A 21,497-nucleotide genomic window follows, 5' to 3' on the forward strand; every position below is an offset into this window, starting at 1 on the left:
ATATGTATCGAAGTTGTTCCTCCCTAATTTATAAGACATTCCCCAGTGTCTTAAAGCAGCTTCCATCCCTAATTAAATTGACATAAATTGTCCCCTTCCTTGACCATCTTATATATGATGGTCTTATTTTTTGTCTTTCTATCTTTTATTTAAAACTCCCCCTCTCTTTCACCCTATGTTCACATGAGAGTCACACCTACCTTTTATAGTATATGTATCGAAGTTGTTCCTCCCTAATTTATAAGACATTCCCCAGTGTCTTAAAGCAACTTCCATCCCTAATTAAATTGACATAAATTGTCCCCTTCCCTTGACCATCCTATGTGATGGTCTATTTTATTTTCCAAACACAAAATCAGTCTATCTAGACTTAAACAAAAACGAAAAATTCAGAAAATATTGTCAAATCAGGTATTTTTTCGGTATAATTACTTTAGAAAGAAATTTCGCAAAAACAAAAGGGGGGATTTTATTGAAACAAACAAAAGCAATCTTAATCGCATTATTTCTAGGTCTAGTTGTTGGACTCACTCTAAATTTAGCTGCTCCATCTATCTTTGAGCCACTAAATCAATTTGTGTTCAACCCAATTGGTCAATTGTTTATTCGACTTATTAAAATGCTAGTTGTTCCTGTTGTGTTCATTTCTATCGTACTTGGTGCTGCCGGCCTTGGAGATCCGAAACAACTTGGAAGAATCGGTTTAAAATCAATTTCATTCTTTCTCGTAACAACTGCGGTTGCCATCTCTATAGCGGTTACATTTGCACTTATTATAAAACCAGGAGCTGGCGGTAATTTTAAAACAGAAGGTCTTAAGTATGAAGGTGCAAAAACTGAAACATCTTTCGTCGACACATTGCTAAATATCGTACCAGATAACCCAGCAAAAGCGATGGCTGACGGAAACATGTTACAAATCATTGCCTTTGCCGTATTGATTGGACTCGGTATAGCTATTTTAGGAAAACGAGTTCAAGGTATCCATTCATTACTTGAACAGGGCAACGAATTAATGATGTATCTTGTTAATCTCGTTATGAAATTAGCCCCAATTGGAACATTCGGTTTGCTCGCTTCATCCGTTGGTAAAATGGGGCTTGCAGGCGTCGCTGCGATGTTCAAGTATATGATTGTCGTTATGTTAGTACTCATTATTCACGGGGTCTTTGTATATGGCGGCTTATTAAAGGTATTAGCAAAAGAAAGTATTGTTCGTTTCTTTAAACATTTCGGACCAGTAATGGCAATTGGATTTAGTACATCTAGCTCTAATGCATCGCTTCCATTTGCAATGAAAACAGCACAAGATAAGCTTGGCGTTCCAAAAGCGATAAGCTCATTTGTACAACCACTAGGGGCAACTATTAATATGGATGGTACTGCCATTATGCAAGGGGTAGCCACTGTATTTATCGCTCAAGTATACGGAGTTGAACTTACATTACCGCAATTAGCTATGGTCGTATTAACTGCTGTACTAGCTAGTATCGGTACTGCTGGTGTACCTGGTGTTGGACTTGTAATGCTTACAATGGTTTTAAATCAAGTAAATCTACCAGTAGAAGGTATCGCTTTAATTATCGGTATTGACCGTATTTTAGATATGTCTAGAACAGCTGTAAACATTTCTGGTGATGCAATTTGCGCAATGATTGTCGCAAAATCAGAAGAAAAATATAATACGGATCAATCGGCAGCATCTTAAATCAAAAAAGGAGTGATGAATTTCACTCCTTTTTTGATTTACTCCCTTTTTTAGAACGATATTCTTTCCCTTTATTATCATTACCAGTTTCAAATTCAGTGCTAAATTCCTGATTAAACTGGCCAGACTTTGGTGATCCTTGATTACCGCTCCCTTTACTACCGTTACGATTCGTCATATTTCTCCCTCCCTTCCTTGTATTAGTAGTATGGCGCTCTATCTTTTTTCATACACATTTTATTTTTTAACATCTATTACACATGAAAGAAGACCTCCCATATATAAGGAAGATCTTCTATTTCATCACGTAAGCGTTTTCTTGTTTATAATCACTTAAATAAGTTTTTTGGAAATTGAAATCATTACATTCATTTCATCTTCTGAAAGTGCAGAGAATCTTTCTTGTAAATATTGTTTTTTCGCATCTTCCATTTTCGCAACTAAATCTTTCCCTTGTTCTGTAATCTCTAAATACACAACTCGGCGATCTGATGTAGAACGTGAACGAGTTACAAAACCTTTATTAATTAATTTTTCTGTAACAGCTGTAATATGACTATTCGACACATTTAATTCATTTGCTACACGCGATACCATTTCTTTATTCGTACGATTTAATATTCTCAGGACGATGAATTCATTCCACGGTATGTAACCACCAAATATTTTTCCGATATCATTACGCAATGTGCGAAACATAGCAAACACATTTGTCGATAGTTCTTCCATTAATTGCTCTCGATTTTGAGACAACTTTGACAGCTCCTTTTATTTCATTTAGTTAAATAAAAACCTTATTAATAATTTTACATGAAATCTTACTTTTTGTCACCTTATTTTCCCATAATTCGTAGTTTTTTAATATGTATTTCATGATAAAATGAAGTTAACTTCCAGAAAAAAGGGGTATCTTAATGCATGAGGAGGAGAAATTCTCAAATCTCAGCCTAAAAGATAAAACGATTATCATTAGTATTATTGCTCTTTTTCTCATTATAATTTTTGCATTTATATTTTTTGTATATGTAGGAATCTTTCAAATTACAGGTATAGAGTATAGTTCACGTATTGCGTTACTTCTCTTTTTTTTATTAATCACTTTCTTAGACAGTATTACATTTTTCATCTTCAGTTTCTTCAAAGCGCTGCTATATCCACTGACACAAAACATGCCAAATTGGATTTCTATTACTCTTTTCTCATTCATTGAAATTACACTAGATTGGTTCGTCATTCATACTGCTGATGATTGGATAGAAAGCGTACAAATGTCCAACATAGCTGAATTATGTGTCGTACTATTCTTTTTCCTCTTAAATAAATTATTAAGTGACGAGAAAGAGTAAGAATACAAGCTTTTCTATATAAAAATTGGTACAATGAAAGCAAATCTTACTAAAGAGGTGTTAATTATGAACTTACAACAATGGGCTGATAAAGGTATGTCCTTTGATACATATGTGAATGAAATGCAAGTAAACCAATACGAGCTACTACACATTTACAATAACTTTTTAATTCCAAATGAATTACTTCCTGTATTAGAAGAACGTCAAAATGACGGCTGGCGTGTTATCGTATTAACTGCTGATTGGTGTGGCGATGCTCTTTTATGCGTACCTGTTATGAAACGAATTTCTGAAGTTGCAAATATTGAAATGAGTTTATTAATTCGCGACGAAAACTTAGAATTAATGGATCAATATTTAACAAATGGAACAGCACGTGCGATTCCAATCTTTATTTTCATTGATAAAGATGGAAATGAACAAGCCGTCTTTGGACCACGCGCTCCAAAAGTACAAGAATTAGTAACTTCAATGCGCGCTACATTACCCGAAAAAGAAGATCCAACATTCGAAGAAAAACAAAAAGAAATGTATGCTAATTTCCGTGCTACATTAGCTGATGATACTTCTCTTTGGGAGCATGTAATGGAAAATATGGTGGAAAAAATAGTAAAATAAAAAAACCTGCCGAGCTCGGCAGGTTTTTTTATTACATAATGAAGAAATAGAATACCGCAGCTAAAATAAAACGATAATAAGCGAACGGTGTTAGTTTCACACGAGATAATAATTTCAAGAATGAAACAATTGCAAGCATCGCAACAACGAATGCAGTTACAAATCCTGTTACAAATAGCGTTATATCTGCTGAGCTTAATACATCCCAGCTTTTAATTAAATCTAATCCACTTGCAGCTACCATCATCGGTACCGCTAAAATGAACGTATATTCAGCTGCCGCTGTATGCGACACGCGAGCTAATAAACCACCACTGATTGTAGAACCAGAACGAGAAAATCCTGGCCAAAGAGCTAAACATTGAAACATTCCAATTGTAAATGCCTGTTTATATGTGATTTCATCTAACGTTCTTGCTGTACTTGGTTTCGAAAACTTCTCAGCAACAATCATTAAAATACCACCGGCTACTAAGCTAATAACAACTGGTCCTGGACCAAATAAAACCTCTTTAATAGTGCTATGGAATAACACGCCAAGTATCCCAGCAGGAATCATCCCGATAATAATATGTAATAAATTTAACGATGGTCCGTCTGTTACTTTACCTATTCCAACTAACGACCATAGACGCTTCCAAAATATAACAACAACTGCTAAAATCGATCCCAATTGGATAACAACTTCAAAAACTTTCGCTCTCTCATCGTCAAATCCAATTAAATGTCCTGTTAAAATCATATGTCCTGTTGATGATACTGGTAGAAACTCTGTTAACCCTTCAACAGCACCCATGATTAAACCAATTAACCAATCAGCCACAAGTAGTGCCTCCTTAATAACAAATAATATGTAATTTTTTCACACCTTACCATAATACCTTATCCCTTTTCAAAGTGCATCCTTTTTTTATTGGCTTCATATGTTATAGGCGCGTATTTCTTTTCTAATCTTTGATTAAATTGTATGATAGTAAGAGTTTGTTTTTTTATACGGAAAGGGGATTTTATGAAAGAAACTACTTCATTCTCACAAAAGTTAAAGCAATTTGTATTACTATTTTTTCCGATTTTCGTAACACAAATGTCATTATTTGCGATGAGTTTTTTTGATACAACGATGTCAGGACATGCAAGTCCAACTGATTTAGCAGGTGTTGCAATTGGAACAAGTATATGGATTCCAGTTAGTACGGGGTTAACAGGAATTTTAATGGCTACTACTCCCATTGTTGCACAGCTCGTTGGATCCAAGAAAAAAGAGGACGTTCCCCACGTTGTCATACAAGCAGTTTATTTAGCAATTTGTGCTAGCTTCGTTGTTATCCTCATCGGTTTTTTCGTCGTTTCACCTATTTTAAATGGCATGCGCTTAGAAGAACCTGTGGAACGTATTGCAGCGCAATTTTTAAGTATTATCGCAATAGGAATTATACCTTTATTCACTTACACTGTTTTACGTGGATTTATTGATGCATTAGGAAAAACTCGAACAACGATGATTATTACATTATTATCATTACCAATTAACGTAATATTAAATTACCTATTAATTTTTGGTAACTTCGGTTTCCCAAAGCTTGGTGGTGTCGGAGCAGCAATTGCTTCCACTGCAACATATTGGTGCATTTTAATTATTACAGTCATTATTATTCAGACGAAAGAGCCTTTTGCCTCTTTCAACATTTTCAAACAATTATACCGACCTTCTCTTTCGAGTTGGAAAGCATTCTTAAAACTTGGCGTCCCTATCGGATTTGCTATCTTTTTTGAAACGAGTATTTTCGCTGCGGTAACGCTCATGATGAGTAATTTTAGTACGACAACTATTGCAGCTCACCAAGCAGCTATGAACTTTGCTTCCTTGTTATATATGACTCCGCTAAGTTTAGCAATGGCAATGACTATTGCGGTCGGATTCGAAGTTGGAGCAAAACGTTACGATAATGCAAAACAATACGGATTGATTGGAATTGGATTAGCCCTTGCCTTTGCTTTATTATATTCGATTCTTCTCTACTTCTTTGATGATCAAATTGCTTCTATTTATACGACAGATGCAAAAGTTCATCATTTAGCAAAAGAATTTCTTATCTTTGCAATTTTATTTCAAATTTCAGATGCAATTGCAACCCCTGTACAAGGAGCTTTGCGTGGTTATAAAGATGTAAATGTTGCTCTAATTATGACTTTAATTGCTTATTGGATAATAGGTCTACCACTAGGTTACATATTAGCGACGTATACAGAATGGGCCGCGAAAGGCTATTGGATCGGTCTTATTATCGGTCTAGCATTTGGCGCTGCCTTCCTACTTATCCGTCTCTTTCAAGTACAACGAAAATATACAACACAAAACAGCCGCTAATAATAAAGCGGCTGTTTTCTTTATGCATATTTTTTCTTGTAACGTATAATATAATGAAAAAGAAAGGTGGGTACATATGGACGACAAAGAAAAAAAGCAATCATTCGATGAAGAATTTGCCCCTGAAATTTCACCTGGATATCGGCAAGATGTACATAAGCCACCTAAATATAAAAACACTTCGTTTTTAATGGGCATTACCATTTTCGCTGCTGTATTACTCATACTTATCATTTTCGTTTATTTTTGATGAAAGGTGGCCTATTATATGAAGAAACAAGATTCCAATCGTTCAAAAAGAACTGTTAAAACACAAAAAGGATATGCAGGAGATTCTGTTCATACTCTTAAACAAGTCGAGCAAGGGAATTTATATATTGCTCAAAAAGAACTTGGTCAACAAAATGAAAATCTTTAAAGGCCCTTTATTCCTTGAGGGCCTTTTTATTCCGCATTAAGTAATACACCCTCAAATGTTCTATTGAGCAATGAATTTCCTTTATTGTACGCGCTGCTTTTGTTCTAGCACCATAAAAATATTATTAACCTTTACAATTTTCACTTCATAATTCAATTTCATTTCGCTTCTCTTACCATTTTCAGTACCCGCAACGTACGCTACAGCTTGATAAAGAAAACTCTCATCGGTCTCTTCACGTATCTCCTCGCTTGTAAATTTATACTCTAAATCTCGAAAACGATTTGGATAATAATTTTCCATTAATTGTTCATACCCTCTATTTAAAAATATTTCTTCACCTTTTCGTTTCACATCTTCTTTATTATTAAACTCAAACACTGATAGTTGTTCAGTCACAAAATGCTCTCCTACCTTTTTCATTTCATTATGAGTTAAATTTTCTATACTTTTGTTCTTTAATTCCTTATTTAACTCGTACTGATCAATCGGTTTAAAGGTAGCAAAAACCTCCTCTTTATATGACCAAAACAATACAAAAGCGATACATAGAGAAATGATTAACAGTCTTTTTTTCGTAATACTCCCGCCCTTCTTCATAATAATAGATATATTTTAACATATAGAAAGAAAATTCTGATATCATAAAATAGAATAACTTAACTCAGAAACGAGGAACAATTATGGACTCTTACAAACATTATATAAAAGAAGCTTTGCCTAATCTTTCTATACATTCATATAAACAAAATGAAGAAGGATGGGATAATGTAGCAGTTATAGTAAATGATGAGCTACTGTTTCGTTTCCCGCGAAAACAGGAATATGCGATGCGAATTCCGTTAGAAAAAGAACTATGCGCAATTCTCACTCAATCACTACAAGAAATCGAAGTTCCACAATATCACCTAATTTATAAAAATGAATCTGATGAGGTTCCTCTTTGTAGTTACTATACTCTCATTCATGGTGAACCATTAAAAACAGAAACAGTTGCCACGCTGGAGGATACAGAGCTGAAAGCAATTATTACACAATTAGCTACTTTCCTTGCGGTACTACATAGTATTCCTTTACACCAAGTTACAACGCTATGTTTCCCTATTGAAAAAACATGTACCTACTGGAAAGAGCTACAAACAAAATTAAACCAATATCTCACTACTAGCCTTACTTCATTACAGAAACTAGCCTTAAATCGCTTATTTGAAAATTTCTTTGCATGTTTAGCTACATCCACTTTTCAAAACACAATCATTCACGCTGATTTTACTCATCATCACATTTTATTTAACAAGCATAACAAAAGCATTTCAGGTGTTATCGATTTTGGTGATGCGCAAATTGGCGATCCTGCTTTTGATTTTGCAGGACTATATTATGATTTCGGAGATGAGTTTACTACATCTGTATATGAACAGTACAGTACACTTATTTCTCATCATGATCCATTACTCATTCATCGTATTACTACCTTTTATCAATACAGTCCTTTACTACATAATATTATTTATAACTTTGAGTCAGAGAATGAACTCGAATTCATTACAGGCACAGAACAGCTAAAAACGATATTACAGGGATGAGATTACATTCTCTCCCTATATACTCTCTCCTCGTACATCATTAACTTTTTATCCATTTCAACAATAACTTTATACAATTGAAACGCCTGTAAAATTTGCAGTTGAATTTCAAAAGGAGCATTTTGTTCTTTTAACCATTGAAATACTTTTGTTTCATCTTTCATTGATTATTCCTCCCTTTATTCTGCTATTTGTGGGTAGCCCGATTAATGAGGGCTGATAATCAGTGGGTGATTGACAAAACCCCCACTGATTAAAGTTTCACTTTATTAAAATCTGCTACAAATATACCGTAAATGATGAAAAGCTTTTCATGTCAATAACAAAAAAGGATGCAAAGTTGCATCCTTTAATGAACTATATTTTTCTTCTGTTTCGCTTCTGTCTTTACTTCTTCCCCTTGGCATTCACTACGAAACGCACAACTTATACACTCAGAACGAAAATGACGCTCTGTATAATGCTCAGGTTGCTCTAACATTTCTTTCATTCTAGATAAATCAGCCATTCCAGTTATAATATCTTCCTGTTTCGGAATGTACTCATACTTAGTTCCTTCTATTAAATTAATAACTTCAATTTTTCCTGGAAGAACTCCGAAAGCTTTATAACTGAATACTGTCATTAGCTTCTGACAAAGAGCAAGCATTTCCTCATCTGCATCGACAACATACTTTTTAATTACAAACGACTCAGCACTCCACTCACCAACTTCAAATGTCAATGACATGTGGACACCTAACTCTTCCATATATGTTTGAAACTTCTCGTATAAAAACAATGGTGGTGTCTGACTATCATCCTTTTCAACGAACTGTAATAAGTGATCCGTTAGCTTCGCTAATACAATATAGTACTCCGTCTTCGAAGCAAACATATTAATCCTTACTTTTTTCCAATACTTTTCTATTAATATTAAAAGTACAATTTTCGTTTGTTGACCCGCAGGTAGCGTGTAATACTCGTTAATAATTTGATTGACAATCATTTGTGCTATTTGTTGCCATTCAAATGAAGAAGGTTCTCTTCTTTTTATGTGACGAAAATAAAATTTATGCGGACAACGCATAAAATCATACAAATGATAATCTGTCATCGTTTTGATTGAGATTTTCTCATGCACTTGCTCTTCATCTCCCTTCTGCCATTAAGAAAGGTGTTTTACAAATTCAGCTCCAAACTGTAAACATTTTTCTACATCTTCATCTTCTGGCGTTAATTCTACTTTTAGTCCTTCTAACACAACTGCTGCCCCGCGCTCTTGTAGCTTTTCTATTAAAATGTCAACTGCCACTCCGTATTTCGGATAAGCCGAATCACATGATCCGAATACTGCCGCTTTTTTCCCAGTTAAATCAATAGAATCCATTGCATCATAAAAATCTAAGAAATCATCAGGAAGATCGCCATCTCCCCAAGTGTATGCACCTAAAATAATTCCATCATACTGTTCTAATATAGAAGCTTCTGGTGAATCCATAATATCAATAACTTCAATTTCATTTTCTGTTTCACGAATTACGCCGGCAATATGGTCAGCCATTTCCTCTGTATTTCCACTCATACTTGCAAAAATCATTACTAACTTACTCAACTGAACCTCTCCCTTTACTTTGTATCTCTTTTTCTGTTTGAATGCTCTTCTTCTCATCTACATATTCAGACCGAATTACATTTCTTTGCCATTCCATATGCTGATCAACATCTTTATTTTTATCTTTTAATCCCCTCCGCAGAAGGTGAAAATTCTTTCTCATTAACATGTCGCATCCATTCTATTGATAATAATTATCAATTCCAACTATATTTAGATTAATTGACATTGATTATCAATGTCAATAACTATTTTTAAAAAAATGATTAAAATGTACAAGCTTGTCCGTTAGCTATTCATATACTATGAATGAGCATAGTTCTTTCTCAGCCCTCTCTGACGGAAAGAAATAAAAGCAACTGCAATAGAGTGCAGTTGCCTTTTTTTGTTTTTCTATGATTTTAGTAATCTTATAGTCGTCTCTAAAAATAGCTCCACTCCACAAATTAATGCTGATTCATCCAAGTCAAATTTCGGATGATGATGTGGATAACAAGTATATATATTTTCATTACCTGTTCCTAATTTAATGAAACAACCAGGTGCTTTTCTTAAATATGCTGAAAAATCTTCTCCACCCATAGAAGGTTCAAGCTTCACAACACGCTCATTCCCAAACAAATGTAGTGCACTTTCTTCTACTATTTTCGTAATATATTCATCATTAATAACCGGATCATATCCATATCGATACGTATATGTATACGATCCTCCATGTGCTTCTGTAATTCCTTTCACAATTTTCTCGATTTTCCCTTCTGCTTCCACCCTCAATGCTTGATTAAATGAACGAACAGTTCCCATTAAAGTTGCTGTACTAGGAATAATATTGTCAGCCGTTCCCCCATGAAATTGTGTAACTGAAACAACCCTTTGCATAAAAGCACTTGTATTTCTTGATACGATATGTTGTAGATTTGTAATAATCTGTGCTCCGATAGCAATAGGATCTATCGTTTCTTCTGGTCGCGCCGCATGTCCTCCTTTGCCTTGAATCTCAACTGTAAATACGTCTGGAGCTGCCATCATCGGTCCATATGCAATTCCTATCTTTCCACTCTCAAGTCCTGACATAACATGTAAACCTATTACATAATCAACACCGTCCATTACACCTGCCTCAACCATTTCTTGTCCCCCGCCTGGATACACCTCTTCTGCGTGCTGAAAGAATAGACGAATCTCACCTGCAAAATCTTCCTTTATATTTGATAACACCTCTGCTGTGCTTAATAAAATAGCTGCGTGAGCATCGTGCCCACATGCATGCATCATTCCTTTATTCACAGATGTATAAGATTTACTTGTCTCCTCTTGAATTGGCAAAGCGTCTATATCAGCTCGAATCGCAATTACTTTCCCTTGCTTCACACCTCTTTTAATTGCTAGTACACTATATTTCGTCGGTCTCGTTACTTCAAAAGAAGAAAATGAGCATAATGTATCATATATAAATTGCGAAGTTTCTTTTTCATGAAATGATAATTCCGGATACTTATGGAAATGCCTTCTCCATTTCACGATATTTTCTTCCGAAATTAGATTCTTCCACACTCTATTCATGATAATTTCCTCCTTTTCAAAAGAACTAGAAATTTAAAAGTTTACTCCGTCTTAAATGATTAATAAAAACAAACACTGTATTTTTACGTATTCTTATAGTCCACTTTTATGTATTCACACAATCCACTTTCTATTTACATGTCAAACCCATTACAAATTCATGCTGAATGTAATATAATTGCTAAGTTAGGGATTTTCTTTTTTAGTATTTAGTGCTAATATCAGAAAAGAGCCTTTTGACTTATTTTTACCTAAAATGTGGGATTTTGTTTTTTTCACAATAATGTAGGACATGATACCTACAAAGAGCTATTATTTCATTAAGAGAGGGAAAGACATGGAAAGATTAAAAGAGATATGGTCTCGACCACTCACACAATGGGTTGCAAAGACGGTTTATTATCTTGCAATTTTATTTGCATTACTTTGGTTGTATGGATTCCATGATACAAACACAAGTACATTTATTTACAATGAATTCTAGGGTGGGAACGTTATGAAGTTATTAGAACAAATTGAAAAGTGGGCTGCAGAAACGCCTGATCAAACCGCTTTTGTTTGGCGAGATGCGAAAATTACGTACAAACAATTAAAGGAAGATTCTGATGCGTTAGCACATTGGATTTCTTCTGAGTATCCAGACGATCGTTCACCAATTATGGTGTATGGCCATATGCAACCTGAAATGATTATTAACTTTTTAGGATGTGTAAAAGCTGGACATGCTTACATTCCTGTAGATTTATCTATCCCAGCTGATCGTGTACAACGTATTGCTGAAAATTCTGGTGCGAAATTACTTTTATCGGCAACAGCAGTAACTGTAACTGATTTACCAGTTCGCATCGTAAGTGAAGACAACTTAAAAGATATTTTCTTTACTCATAAAGGGAACACTCCAAATCCTGAACATGCGGTAAAAGGTGATGAGAATTTCTACATTATTTACACATCAGGAAGCACAGGTAATCCGAAAGGGGTTCAGATTACTTATAACTGCCTTGTTAGCTTTACAAAATGGGCTGTAGAAGATTTCAACTTACAAACAGGGCAAGTATTCTTAAACCAAGCACCTTTCTCATTCGATTTATCTGTAATGGATATTTACCCATCATTAGTAACAGGTGGTACACTTTGGGCAATCGATAAAGATATGATTGCGCGTCCAAAAGACTTGTTTGCTTCTTTAGAGCAATCGGATATTCAAGTATGGACTTCCACACCTTCTTTCGCTGAAATGTGTTTAATGGAAGCATCTTTCTCTGAGAGTATGCTACCGAACATGAAAACATTCTTATTCTGCGGCGAAGTGTTACCAAATGAAGTGGCTAGAAAATTAATTGAACGTTTCCCTAAAGCAACAATTATGAATACGTATGGTCCAACAGAAGCTACTGTCGCTGTAACAGGTATTCACGTTACAGAAGAAGTGCTTGATCAATACAAATCACTTCCAGTTGGCTATTGTAAATCAGACTGTCGCCTTCTTATTATGAAAGAAGATGGCACGATCGCACCTGATGGTGAAAAAGGTGAAATCGTAATTGTCGGTCCAAGCGTAAGCGTTGGATATTTAGGAAGCCCTGAATTAACAGAAAAAGCATTTACTATGATTGACGGTGAGCGCGCCTATAAAACAGGCGATGCTGGCTATGTTAAAAATGGTCTTCTATTCTATAATGGTCGTCTTGATTTCCAAATTAAGCTGCATGGTTATCGAATGGAATTAGAAGAAATTGAGCATCACCTTCGTGCGTGTTCTTACGTAGAAGGAGCAGTTATCGTTCCAATTAAAAAAGGTGAGAAATACGATTATTTATTAGCGGTTGTTGTTCCTGGAGAACATTCATTTGAAAAAGAATTCAAATTAACATCTGCAATCAAAAAAGAACTCAATGAGCGATTACCAAACTACATGATTCCACGTAAATTCATGTATCAATCTTCTATTCCAATGACACCAAATGGAAAGGTAGATCGCAAAAAATTATTGAGTGAGGTTACAGCATGACCGCATATGGATCATTTTATTTTTTCGCTATAGTGGGCATTTTATTAATACCTACTATCATAGCTGGATTAAAAGGTAAAATGTTGCGCAAATATAATGCCGTTTTAACATTAGTCATGATTGCTATTATCTTCTCAGATAAACCAAAGCAAGCAATGATGCTAGCTGCATTTATTATTTGGCAATATGTCCTTATTAAAGGCTATTTAATTTTAAGAAAACAAAATAATAGTACATTCACATTTTGCATAGCTGTTATTTTATCGATTTTGCCTCTTATTTTGGCAAAAATCGCGCCGTTTGCATCGTTTTTACCTGAGTTAAAACTTGTTGTTTTCCTAGGTATATCTTACGTAACATTCAGAGCAGTTCAAATGGTATTTGAAGTTCGTGATGGTTTAATTAAAGAGCTTTCTTTCTTTAACTTCTGGGAATTCGTTTTATTCTTCCCTGCGATTTCAACAGGACCTATCGATCGTTACCGAAGATTCCAAAAAGATATTCAAAAGCCACCTAGCGCTGAAGAATATCAAAATTTACTATATACAGGACTAAATCGTATTTTCCAAGGTTTCTTGTATAAATTTATTATTGCTTACTTAATAAAGCAATATTGTATGGATCCAGCATTCGCTCAACACGATACAATATTTTCAAATATGATTTACATGTATAGCTATAGCTTATATCTATTCTTTGATTTTGCTGGTTATAGCTCTTTTGTAATTGGTGTAAGTTATATGATGGGAATTAAAACGCCAGAAAACTTCAATAAGCCATTCCTTAGTCGTAATATTAAAGACTTCTGGAACCGCTGGCACATGAGTTTATCATTCTGGTTCCGTGATTTTATTTACATGCGTTTCGTCTTTTTTGCAACGAAGAAAAAGTTAATTAAGAACCGTTACACTATTTCGTATATCGGTGCATTTTTAAACTTCTTCATTATGGGAATTTGGCACATCCAAGGAAGCGCTGTTGCGCAGTATGTTATTTATGGTCTATACCATGCCGCACTGTTTATTTTATTCGATATTTTTGAACGAAAAAACAAGAAGCATAAGTTTTGGCCAAACAATAAATTTACACACATCCTTGCGATTGTAATTACGTTCCACGTTGTATGTTTCGGTTTCCTAATCTTCTCTGGACACCTTAACAGATACTTTTAATGCACCCTTCTTATTCCATTAAGAAGTTGCACATATAATATATTTCGGATATAAAGGAGATTTTAAAAATGGCAGAATTCAAAGAGCAAGTATTAGATATTTTAGAAGAAGTATGTGAAAACGATATTGTGAAAGAAAACTTAGATGTTCAATTATTTGAAGAAGGTATCCTTGATTCTTTCGCTGTAGTATCTTTATTAGTTGAATTCCAAGAGCGTTTAGATATTGAAGTTTCTATTTCTGATTTTGACCGTGACGAGTGGGCTACACCAAACATGGTTATTAAAAAGTTGGAAGAAATCCGATGAACAAAGCAAAATTTGGTCCGATGCTTTTAGCATTGGCCCTTTTTGCTGTATTCTTACTTATTCCAACGCGCTTCCTACTTCCACTTTTAAGTGATGAAAAAGTAGAACAAGCTGCTACTTCTTTAAAAGAAGAAAAAATTCAAAGTATGATTTTACAGCAAAAGATGTTAGCAGATCCAAAATATCTTCCGATGTACGGTTCATCGGAATTCGCACGTATGGATGCTTTCCATCCATCTAATTATTTTAAAGTAAAGCCTGAAGGATTTACGCCATTCCTTCTTGGACGCGGCGGAACACAAGACCTTGTACATGTATTAAACTTCGCATCTACAATGGATCAATTGAAAGATAAGAAAATGGTATTCGTTCTTTCTCCGCAATGGTTTGTACCACAAGGTATTGACGAAACGCACTTTGCACCTAACTTTTCAAAACAACAAGGTTACCACTTCATTTTCAACAATGATTTAAAACCTGAAATGAAAAAACAAATTGCAAAGCGTTTATTAAACTTTGAGATTGTAAAAAAAGAAACTTTATTAAAAATTTCGCTTGAAGGTATCGCTTATGATGATACGAAGTATAAAGTAAAAGCACTTGCTGCTAAACCTTTCGCTTATATTTATCGTAACATTTTAGATCGTAAAGATTTATTTACAGCTATGTTTAATATTAAACCGCACAAAGAGAAGCTCGATCCTTCATTAAAACAAATGAACTGGGAAGAGGCTCGTAAACATGCGGATCAAACAGGTGCAGCAGAATCTGGATCTAATGAATATGGTATCGAAGATGGTTACTTCAATAGCAAAATTAAGAAAAAATTAAAGCAACGTGAAGGTTACTTAAAAAATGATGCTTATGACCAATCGCCAGAATATGAAGATTTACAAATTGTACTTGATTTATTAAAACAATCTGGTGCAAAACCACTCTTCATTTCTGTTCCTGTCAAAGGTCCTTGGTACGACTACGCTGGCTTCCCGAAAGAACGCCGCGAAGCATACTATAAGAAAGTTCATGAGCAAATTGAAAAAGCTGGTTATCCAATTGCCGACTTCTCAAATCATGAATACGATAAATACTTCTTAAAAGATCATATGCACTTAGGTTGGAAAGGCTGGGTTTACATCGACGAAGCCATCCAACAATTTTATAAAGCAAACTAAGGAAAAGACCGCTTGAATTACTCAAGTGGTCTTTTTGTATATATTTTGTAATTGCTCGATTGCATTCGCCGCTTCTTTCATAACTCGCTCCACTACATGCTGAGCTGATTCGATTCGTGCCAATGATGCTGCCTGTCCTGCCCAAAGTGACATATATTCTTCCTTATTTTGCTTCGCTGCCTCTTGGCGTATTTTAGAAGTTAATACGTTTTGCACTGGATATACCGGAAGCCCTTCTTCTTTTCCTTCATGCCTTTCTATAAATTCATTCCGAATACCGCGTGCATATTTCCCGGAAAACGCACGAGTTACAGTTGTGCTCGTATCTGTACTATGTAAAACCGCTTCTTTATACACATCGTGCGTAATACTCTCTTCACTTGTTAAAAAGGCTGATCCCATTTGAACACCTTCTGCTCCTAGTGCCAATGCCGCAACAAGCCCTTGTCCGTTCATTACACCACCTGCTGCGACAATTGGGATATGCGGAATAACCCCTACTAACTGAGGTATTAACGCAAAAGTACCAATCATAGCATCTCGTTCTTTCCCAATAAACGTTCCTCTATGCCCTCCTGCTTCGCTACCTTGCCCAATAATAATATCTACTCCTAGCTCAGCAAGTACTTTCGCTTCCTTCACATGGGTAGCTGTTCCGATAACTTTTATTCCACTTCTTTTTAAATCATTTATTTCTTCTTTTTCTAACGTTTGAAATGCAAAGCTAACGACCGGTACTTTTTCATCTAATAGCACTTGTAATTGTTCCTTATAGCTTTTTGGAAGCTTTAACGTTCCTTCTACTTCTATACCTAATTCTCTATTCACTCCGCTTAGTAATACTTTCGCCTCATTTACCTTCTCTTCTTCTATTTCTATCTCTTTCGTTACAAGTAAATTAACACCGAAAGGTTTATCTGTTAGTTCTCTTATTCTATAAATCGCTTCACGAATTTGTTCTGGGCTCATATAGCCGGCTCCAAGCGTCCCTAATCCTCCACTATTACTTACTGCTGCAACAAGTTCTGGCGTCGTAATCGCGCCTGCCATACCGGCTTGAACAACGGGATACTCAATTTTTAATATGTCTGTTACTCGACTTGTAAACATCATTTTCCCTCCTATTTCCTTTATATCTTCTTTATTTGATAAGCTTTCCCCTGCTTTTGCAAGGGTTGAACTTCATATGAAGCGAATATATTGAAAGAGAAGGAGGCTGAGCTTAATGATTTATCCAAATGCATTAAAACAAGGTGATACAGTAATGATTATTGCACCATCTGGTCCACCTACAATCGAAAGTGTATTAAAAGGTGTGAATGTATTACAAGAGATGGGGTTATCCGTAATAATCGGGAAGAGTGTTTACGAGAAATATGGATTTTTAGCCGGAAGTGATCAAGTTCGGCTTGACGATATACATGAAGCATTTACAAATAATGAAGTGAAGGCAATTTTTTGTGCACGAGGTGGTTATGGAAGTGCTCGTCTTCTTCCTCACATTCAATATGAAGTTATTAGGCAAAATCCAAAAATCTTTTGGGGATATAGCGATATTACAGCTTTACATACTGCTGTTTCACGTTATGCAAAGCTTATAACATTTCATGGTCCGATGATTGAAGAACTAGGAAAAGGCATTGATTCCCTATCTTTATCCTCTTTTAATCAGCTATTCCATCCGTATTCAACCATTTTATCTGCATCAGAATGTATCGTACCTAGCTCTCACAGTACAGTTACAAGTACGTTAGTTGGAGGAAATTTAGCTGTGTTAACAAGTATAATTGGCTCGCCCTACGAGATAATTACGAACAATACACTTTTATTACTTGAAGACATTGGTGAAGAACCGTACCGCATTGACCGTATGTTAAATCAGCTACTTTTATCTGGAAAGTTTAATGAATGCAGGGGCGTTATTTTCACAAGTTGTCACGACTGCACTCCTTCAAAGCCCTCTCAATCATTGCAAACAATATTATATGAATATTTCGCGCCATATCATATACCTGTCCTATTCGATTTACCAATTGGACATATAAGTCCAAACATCGGTATTCCACTTGGAGCTACAGCGACAATAAACACGAATAATAAAACAGTCTCTATTTCTTCTGGTATAGCCACTTCATATTCAAATTAAAAAGTAAAAGGAAAAGCGATTACGCTTTTCCTTTTACTTATAATAATTAAAAATTCGTCCAGATGCGATATCTGCAATTTCTTCTGGAATAAATGTTTTACTTATATCAGTGCCAACATTTAATACAGCTGTAGCATCTTTCTCAATGCTACCAAATAACTCTTTCCCACGTATCGTAATAAGGGGCGTTCCTTCTGGCAACACATCTTTTACAAATTCCATTTGTGTAAAGAACGGAACGATCCATCTACCTTCTCCTTGGAAATGACGCAAACGAAGTATTCCTTCTGTTGCCCCGTCCTCTGCTTCTAGTGAACCAGCAACATAAAACTCAGTAGATAAGAGCAATTCATAAAATTCCTTTTGCTTCTGTTTATCATCCCCTGCTACAACAAGTACCTCTTCTAATTTCTTTACTGAAATTTGCTCCATATGATGCCACCCCTATTTTCAAAATGATTGTACTTAGATTATACGAAATATTCTTATTTTTTTCTACATAATTCGCAATTATTTTCTTAAAATAATTTTAACACTTCTTTTGTCGTCACAATCGTAGCAAACTCTTCATGTAAATTTACAAGTGTCATATTGTGAATATCTTCTGCACTATACTCTTTACCATCTAAACCTATACGGTTAAAAGTAGCCGTTGCATCACTCACTAAATATGTTGTAAATCCTAAATTCCCTGCCATTCGTGTCGTAGTTTCCACGCAATGATTTGTCGTTAATCCTACAACCACTACTGCATTACATTTGTTCTTTCTTAATTGCTCTTCTAAATTTGTCCCAATGAACGCGCTGTTAACGAATTTCTGAATAACCACTTCACCAAGTAGTGGTTGCACTTCTTCTTTAAAGTTTACCGTTTCCGCTCTCTCATAAAACATTGACTGAGCATTTTCTTTATTTACATGTTGAATATGAAAAACTGGTCGTTTCCTTTTTCTCCATTCTTCTAACAAAATTCTCATGTTTTCTTCAGCAAAAATATTATTTCTCTCGCCCCAATCTGGTAATTGAAATGCCTTTTGTACATCGATTATGATAAGTGCTATTTGATTTGTCATCATTTCCCCCTTAATTTGGCTGTAATTGAAATAGAAAACCAAGTTGTTGTGACGCAGTAATAAAGCAAACATAGGCGCAAAGCTCTACAATTTCTTTTTCTGTCCAATATTGTTTTAAAGCGTGAAACATAGTATCATCTATTGCTTTTCGGTCATGAACAAATGTATGCGCAAAAGTAACGGCTACACCAATCTCCTCTGCCTTTTGCACATCATCAGGTCTTCCCTTTGCCATACAGTACGGACATTCATTCCCATACGCTAATGTTCTTCTCACTTGCTCCTTCAACTCTGCTGAAAGAGTCCCTTTATTGTACAGTGTATCTTCTAACGTACTCCACGAGTGTAATATATCCGAATTATGCCCTAATAACTTTTGAAACTTTGTATCTCCTACATTTGATAATGAAATTCTCTCCATCATTTCCCCTCCTATTTCCTTCTGTTTTATTGTAAAATAAATAACGTTCACTTTACATTTCATATGAATCTTAATTTATATTTTTCCTTTACAAAAATCATTATTTTACTGGAGGTATATTTACAAATGCAACTAGACCGTGTTGATCGAAAAATTTTAAATGAATTATATAATGATAGTCGCCTTTCTATGCGTGAATTGGCGAAACGAGTAAACTTATCTGCTCCGTCTACTGCAGAACGTGTTCGTAAACTTGAAAGTGAAGGGGTTATTCAAAAATATACAATCGATATCGACTATAAAAAAGCAGGACTAGTTTTAGATTGTATTTTAGAAATCACTTTAAAAAATGGTGATACAACACGTATGCAACAGTTTATTCAGTCTTATCCATCTGCAAGTTTTTGTTACCGAGTAACAGGAAGCTTATGCTACATTGTAAAAATTTCTGTTCCTTCACTCGTTGAACTTGAAGAATTTATCAATGATGTTTCTTCATATGCAACGACAGTTTCTCATATCGTATTATCAGAAGTATCTCTTACTCCTGATATTGAACATATCTTCCCAGAAGATTAATTTATTTTTATTCATAAATTATAAAAAAACCCCTTACAATAAGAATAAAAATAATATATTATGTATTAAAATACATAAAATTCGAGAAAGGGGCTTTACATTGAAAATCTGGTTTTATGAAAAAACGGCACAATTAGATGACTTGCTTGGTATTTGGGACAATGTTCCGACCATCCCGCGAATTGGTGAAAAAGTGGAGATTTTAAAGACAGTCCGCACTGTTACAGATATTAAATATGTCAAGAACGGTAATAATTTTCGTGTAGAAATTATTACAAATTAAAAAGTAGCTCCTAAGAGCTACTTTTTAATTATCTATTATGTGCTTTCTTTATAACGATTTTATCTTCTTCTACAGCTACTGTTACATAATCATTTTCTTCTAACCGAAGCTTATTTACAGCCTCATCTGGTAACTCTATGGCCATCAATCTATCGGTTACGATCACTTGACTATACACTTCATTTTCTTGTGATGAATTCACTACTTTTTGCTCATTTATAAAACGTACTGGTGGCACGCCAACTTCTTTTACTGTACGCCATTGTTTCCAAACATACGGAATTAACCATAGTAATCCAACAACTGTAAGACCGATACCAATCCATAAATTACTTTGCGCTTGTAATTCAGTAATTGAGATTGTACCACTTTCTTCTCCACCGAAAAATTGCATACTTGTTGCAATCAAATTATTTAGAGCGTGCACAGCTATATTCGTCCATATATTTTTTGTCTTTATGTATAAAAGACACATAACGACACCAAACATGAACGCACCAATAACATCAAAATGTCCTAGGCCAAAAATAATTGAAGATATAATTACAGCTTTTTTAATTCCCCATTTATGAGCCATTCGCTGTAAGAAAAATCCCCTAAAAATAACCTCTTCCATAATAGGTGCTAACACACATGCTGAAATGAAAGTAAATATCGTCATATATACGTTACTCGTATTAATAACATTTCCGTCTTCTAGCATAGTAACTAAGAAATTCGGTAACGTATGTGCTAATATGTAAAATTGAATCTGAGATATGCCAACTGAAAAAATCATCCCCATTATCGTTGCTAATACAATTAATCCCCAAGATAAACGTCCTGGCTTATCAAAAAAACTGTTAAATACAATATTATTTTTATTTGTTTTTACGTATAGCCAAAGTAATGGAAATACAAAAAATACAGTTATTTGTGAAATAACCTCCATCGTATTCTCAGAAACATTTGCTAGACCTAATGGTATCATTATAAGGAACACCCCTATAATCATCCATCCAAAAAAGCTGCGTAGCCTTATACGTGAAAATGCATAGTGCATATAGAACACCTCCAAAGATAGTAAAAGTAAATGGTCGGATAACTACATTATAATATGAATATAGTTGAAACCCTTCCTATTTTTCT

29 protein-coding genes are annotated in these 21,497 nt (G+C 34.8%); 15 read left to right on the forward strand and 14 right to left on the reverse strand.

Translation table 11 applies throughout. The features are described from left to right. Window positions 1-472 precede the first annotated feature (472 nt). Window positions 473-1,708, forward strand: a complete 1,236-nt coding sequence (locus tag ACTFR3_RS12845) for a dicarboxylate/amino acid:cation symporter (protein ID WP_000814802.1) — start codon at window positions 473-475, stop codon at window positions 1,706-1,708. 22 nt (window positions 1,709-1,730) lie between these two features. Here ACTFR3_RS12845 and ACTFR3_RS12850 read toward each other — a convergent pair whose 3' ends face one another. Further along, a complete protein-coding gene (locus ACTFR3_RS12850) occupies window positions 1,731-1,886 on the reverse strand; it encodes a hypothetical protein (RefSeq protein ID WP_000184928.1) in 156 nt (51 codons plus the stop codon). 155 nt (window positions 1,887-2,041) lie between these two features. After that, window positions 2,042-2,461, reverse strand: coding sequence for a MarR family winged helix-turn-helix transcriptional regulator (locus tag ACTFR3_RS12855; protein ID WP_000081432.1), 420 nt, complete (start codon window positions 2,459-2,461; stop codon window positions 2,042-2,044). A gap of 161 nt (window positions 2,462-2,622) precedes the next feature. Here ACTFR3_RS12855 and ACTFR3_RS12860 point away from each other — a divergent pair, with 161 nt between their 5' ends. Both ACTFR3_RS12860 and ACTFR3_RS12865 read left to right on the forward strand, forming a co-directional pair. Further along, entirely contained in the window at window positions 2,623-3,054 is a 432-nt protein-coding gene (locus ACTFR3_RS12860) for a YrvL family regulatory protein (RefSeq protein WP_000544070.1), read from the forward strand. Between the two features lie 33 nt (window positions 3,055-3,087). Further along, window positions 3,088-3,675 (forward strand): thioredoxin family protein, encoded by a 588-nt coding sequence (locus tag ACTFR3_RS12865; RefSeq protein ID WP_002040836.1) that lies wholly within the window; start codon window positions 3,088-3,090, stop codon window positions 3,673-3,675. Window positions 3,676-3,706: 31 nt separating this feature from the next. Here ACTFR3_RS12865 and uppP read toward each other — a convergent pair whose 3' ends face one another. After that, window positions 3,707-4,498 (reverse strand): bacitracin resistance undecaprenyl-diphosphatase, encoded by a 792-nt coding sequence (gene uppP / locus ACTFR3_RS12870; protein ID WP_000796253.1) that lies wholly within the window; start codon window positions 4,496-4,498, stop codon window positions 3,707-3,709. 186 nt (window positions 4,499-4,684) lie between these two features. Here uppP and ACTFR3_RS12875 point away from each other — a divergent pair, with 186 nt between their 5' ends. The 3 genes from ACTFR3_RS12875 (at window position 4,685) to ACTFR3_RS12885 (ending at window position 6,461) form a co-directional block, all read left to right on the forward strand. Continuing rightward, window positions 4,685-6,043 (forward strand): MATE family efflux transporter, encoded by a 1,359-nt coding sequence (locus ACTFR3_RS12875; RefSeq protein ID WP_000665548.1) that lies wholly within the window; start codon window positions 4,685-4,687, stop codon window positions 6,041-6,043. A gap of 76 nt (window positions 6,044-6,119) precedes the next feature. Further along, window positions 6,120-6,293, forward strand: coding sequence for a hypothetical protein (locus tag ACTFR3_RS12880; RefSeq protein ID WP_000341062.1), 174 nt, complete (start codon window positions 6,120-6,122; stop codon window positions 6,291-6,293). Window positions 6,294-6,311: 18 nt separating this feature from the next. After that, the gene (locus tag ACTFR3_RS12885) at window positions 6,312-6,461 is read left to right on the forward strand and encodes a hypothetical protein (RefSeq protein WP_000743742.1); all 150 of its coding nucleotides are present in this window, start codon (window positions 6,312-6,314) and stop codon (window positions 6,459-6,461) included. Between the two features lie 81 nt (window positions 6,462-6,542). On the opposite strand, the gene ACTFR3_RS12890 is transcribed toward ACTFR3_RS12885, so the two are convergent. Beyond that, window positions 6,543-7,061, reverse strand: coding sequence for a hypothetical protein (locus ACTFR3_RS12890; RefSeq protein WP_000715252.1), 519 nt, complete (start codon window positions 7,059-7,061; stop codon window positions 6,543-6,545). An 83-nt stretch (window positions 7,062-7,144) separates the two neighbouring features. Here ACTFR3_RS12890 and ACTFR3_RS12895 point away from each other — a divergent pair, with 83 nt between their 5' ends. Further along, window positions 7,145-8,047, forward strand: a complete 903-nt coding sequence (locus ACTFR3_RS12895) for an aminoglycoside phosphotransferase family protein (RefSeq protein ID WP_000378985.1) — start codon at window positions 7,145-7,147, stop codon at window positions 8,045-8,047. A 2-nt stretch (window positions 8,048-8,049) separates the two neighbouring features. On the opposite strand, the gene ACTFR3_RS12900 is transcribed toward ACTFR3_RS12895, so the two are convergent. The 5 genes from ACTFR3_RS12900 to amaA form a co-directional block, all read right to left on the reverse strand. Beyond that, a complete protein-coding gene (locus ACTFR3_RS12900; RefSeq protein ID WP_000651086.1) occupies window positions 8,050-8,211 on the reverse strand; it encodes a hypothetical protein in 162 nt (53 codons plus the stop codon). A gap of 185 nt (window positions 8,212-8,396) precedes the next feature. Beyond that, window positions 8,397-9,170: a hypothetical protein gene (locus ACTFR3_RS12905; RefSeq protein ID WP_000544574.1), complete on the reverse strand. Its 774-nt coding sequence runs from the start codon at window positions 9,168-9,170 to the stop codon at window positions 8,397-8,399. Between the two features lie 24 nt (window positions 9,171-9,194). Further along, window positions 9,195-9,641, reverse strand: coding sequence for a flavodoxin (locus tag ACTFR3_RS12910; RefSeq protein WP_000041153.1), 447 nt, complete (start codon window positions 9,639-9,641; stop codon window positions 9,195-9,197). Further along, window positions 9,634-9,804, reverse strand: a complete 171-nt coding sequence (locus tag ACTFR3_RS12915) for a hypothetical protein (RefSeq protein ID WP_163050904.1) — start codon at window positions 9,802-9,804, stop codon at window positions 9,634-9,636. Before ACTFR3_RS12915 ends, ACTFR3_RS12910 begins: the two co-directional genes overlap by 8 nt. A 230-nt stretch (window positions 9,805-10,034) precedes the next feature. Then, window positions 10,035-11,204, reverse strand: a complete 1,170-nt coding sequence (amaA, locus tag ACTFR3_RS12920; RefSeq protein WP_001082783.1) for an N-acyl-aliphatic-L-amino acid amidohydrolase — start codon at window positions 11,202-11,204, stop codon at window positions 10,035-10,037. A 337-nt stretch (window positions 11,205-11,541) separates the two neighbouring features. Between amaA and ACTFR3_RS12925 the strand changes: the two genes are divergently transcribed. The 5 genes from ACTFR3_RS12925 to dltD all read left to right on the forward strand — a co-directional run bounded on the left by ACTFR3_RS12925 (window position 11,542) and on the right by dltD (window position 15,867). Then, the gene (locus tag ACTFR3_RS12925) at window positions 11,542-11,688 is read left to right on the forward strand and encodes a teichoic acid D-Ala incorporation-associated protein DltX (protein ID WP_000440293.1); all 147 of its coding nucleotides are present in this window, start codon (window positions 11,542-11,544) and stop codon (window positions 11,686-11,688) included. A 12-nt stretch (window positions 11,689-11,700) separates the two neighbouring features. Then, a complete protein-coding gene (dltA, locus tag ACTFR3_RS12930) occupies window positions 11,701-13,215 on the forward strand; it encodes a D-alanine--poly(phosphoribitol) ligase subunit DltA (protein ID WP_000770506.1) in 1,515 nt (504 codons plus the stop codon). Next, window positions 13,212-14,387: a D-alanyl-lipoteichoic acid biosynthesis protein DltB gene (gene dltB / locus ACTFR3_RS12935; RefSeq protein WP_000127933.1), complete on the forward strand. Its 1,176-nt coding sequence runs from the start codon at window positions 13,212-13,214 to the stop codon at window positions 14,385-14,387. The genes dltA and dltB overlap by 4 nt, the downstream gene beginning before the upstream one ends. Window positions 14,388-14,455: 68 nt before the next feature. Further along, window positions 14,456-14,695, forward strand: a complete 240-nt coding sequence (gene dltC, locus ACTFR3_RS12940) for a D-alanine--poly(phosphoribitol) ligase subunit DltC (RefSeq protein WP_000807310.1) — start codon at window positions 14,456-14,458, stop codon at window positions 14,693-14,695. Further along, window positions 14,692-15,867 (forward strand): D-alanyl-lipoteichoic acid biosynthesis protein DltD, encoded by a 1,176-nt coding sequence (gene dltD, locus ACTFR3_RS12945; protein WP_001030268.1) that lies wholly within the window; start codon window positions 14,692-14,694, stop codon window positions 15,865-15,867. The genes dltC and dltD overlap by 4 nt, the downstream gene beginning before the upstream one ends. Window positions 15,868-15,888: 21 nt before the next feature. On the opposite strand, the gene ACTFR3_RS12950 is transcribed toward dltD, so the two are convergent. Further along, window positions 15,889-16,977, reverse strand: a complete 1,089-nt coding sequence (locus ACTFR3_RS12950; protein WP_000495279.1) for an NAD(P)H-dependent flavin oxidoreductase — start codon at window positions 16,975-16,977, stop codon at window positions 15,889-15,891. A 115-nt stretch (window positions 16,978-17,092) separates the two neighbouring features. Here ACTFR3_RS12950 and ACTFR3_RS12955 point away from each other — a divergent pair, with 115 nt between their 5' ends. Further along, window positions 17,093-18,013, forward strand: a complete 921-nt coding sequence (locus ACTFR3_RS12955) for a S66 peptidase family protein (protein WP_000640079.1) — start codon at window positions 17,093-17,095, stop codon at window positions 18,011-18,013. Window positions 18,014-18,046: 33 nt separating this feature from the next. Here ACTFR3_RS12955 and ACTFR3_RS12960 read toward each other — a convergent pair whose 3' ends face one another. From ACTFR3_RS12960 to ACTFR3_RS12970, 3 genes are all read right to left on the reverse strand, one after another. Further along, window positions 18,047-18,445, reverse strand: coding sequence for an SseB family protein (locus ACTFR3_RS12960; RefSeq protein WP_000435265.1), 399 nt, complete (start codon window positions 18,443-18,445; stop codon window positions 18,047-18,049). Window positions 18,446-18,531: 86 nt separating this feature from the next. After that, window positions 18,532-19,086 (reverse strand): cysteine hydrolase family protein, encoded by a 555-nt coding sequence (locus tag ACTFR3_RS12965; protein WP_000184436.1) that lies wholly within the window; start codon window positions 19,084-19,086, stop codon window positions 18,532-18,534. A gap of 10 nt (window positions 19,087-19,096) precedes the next feature. Further along, window positions 19,097-19,507 carry a carboxymuconolactone decarboxylase family protein gene (locus tag ACTFR3_RS12970; protein WP_000439756.1) on the reverse strand — a complete coding sequence of 137 codons (411 nt, stop codon included), beginning with the start codon at window positions 19,505-19,507 and terminating at the stop codon, window positions 19,097-19,099. 126 nt (window positions 19,508-19,633) lie between these two features. Here ACTFR3_RS12970 and ACTFR3_RS12975 point away from each other — a divergent pair, with 126 nt between their 5' ends. After that, entirely contained in the window at window positions 19,634-20,086 is a 453-nt protein-coding gene (locus tag ACTFR3_RS12975) for an Lrp/AsnC family transcriptional regulator (protein ID WP_001175498.1), read from the forward strand. 100 nt (window positions 20,087-20,186) lie between these two features. After that, a complete protein-coding gene (locus ACTFR3_RS12980) occupies window positions 20,187-20,369 on the forward strand; it encodes a DUF3913 family protein (RefSeq protein WP_000707107.1) in 183 nt (60 codons plus the stop codon). A 28-nt stretch (window positions 20,370-20,397) separates the two neighbouring features. On the opposite strand, the gene ACTFR3_RS12985 is transcribed toward ACTFR3_RS12980, so the two are convergent. Continuing rightward, complete coding sequence (locus tag ACTFR3_RS12985; RefSeq protein WP_000558808.1) at window positions 20,398-21,411, reverse strand: CPBP family intramembrane glutamic endopeptidase; 1,014 nt, start codon at window positions 21,409-21,411, stop codon at window positions 20,398-20,400. Window positions 21,412-21,497 lie beyond the last annotated feature (86 nt).

Source organism: Bacillus cereus group sp. MYBK14-1 (assembly GCF_051916885.1).
Classification (GTDB): domain Bacteria; phylum Bacillota; class Bacilli; order Bacillales; family Bacillaceae_G; genus Bacillus_A; species Bacillus_A cereus.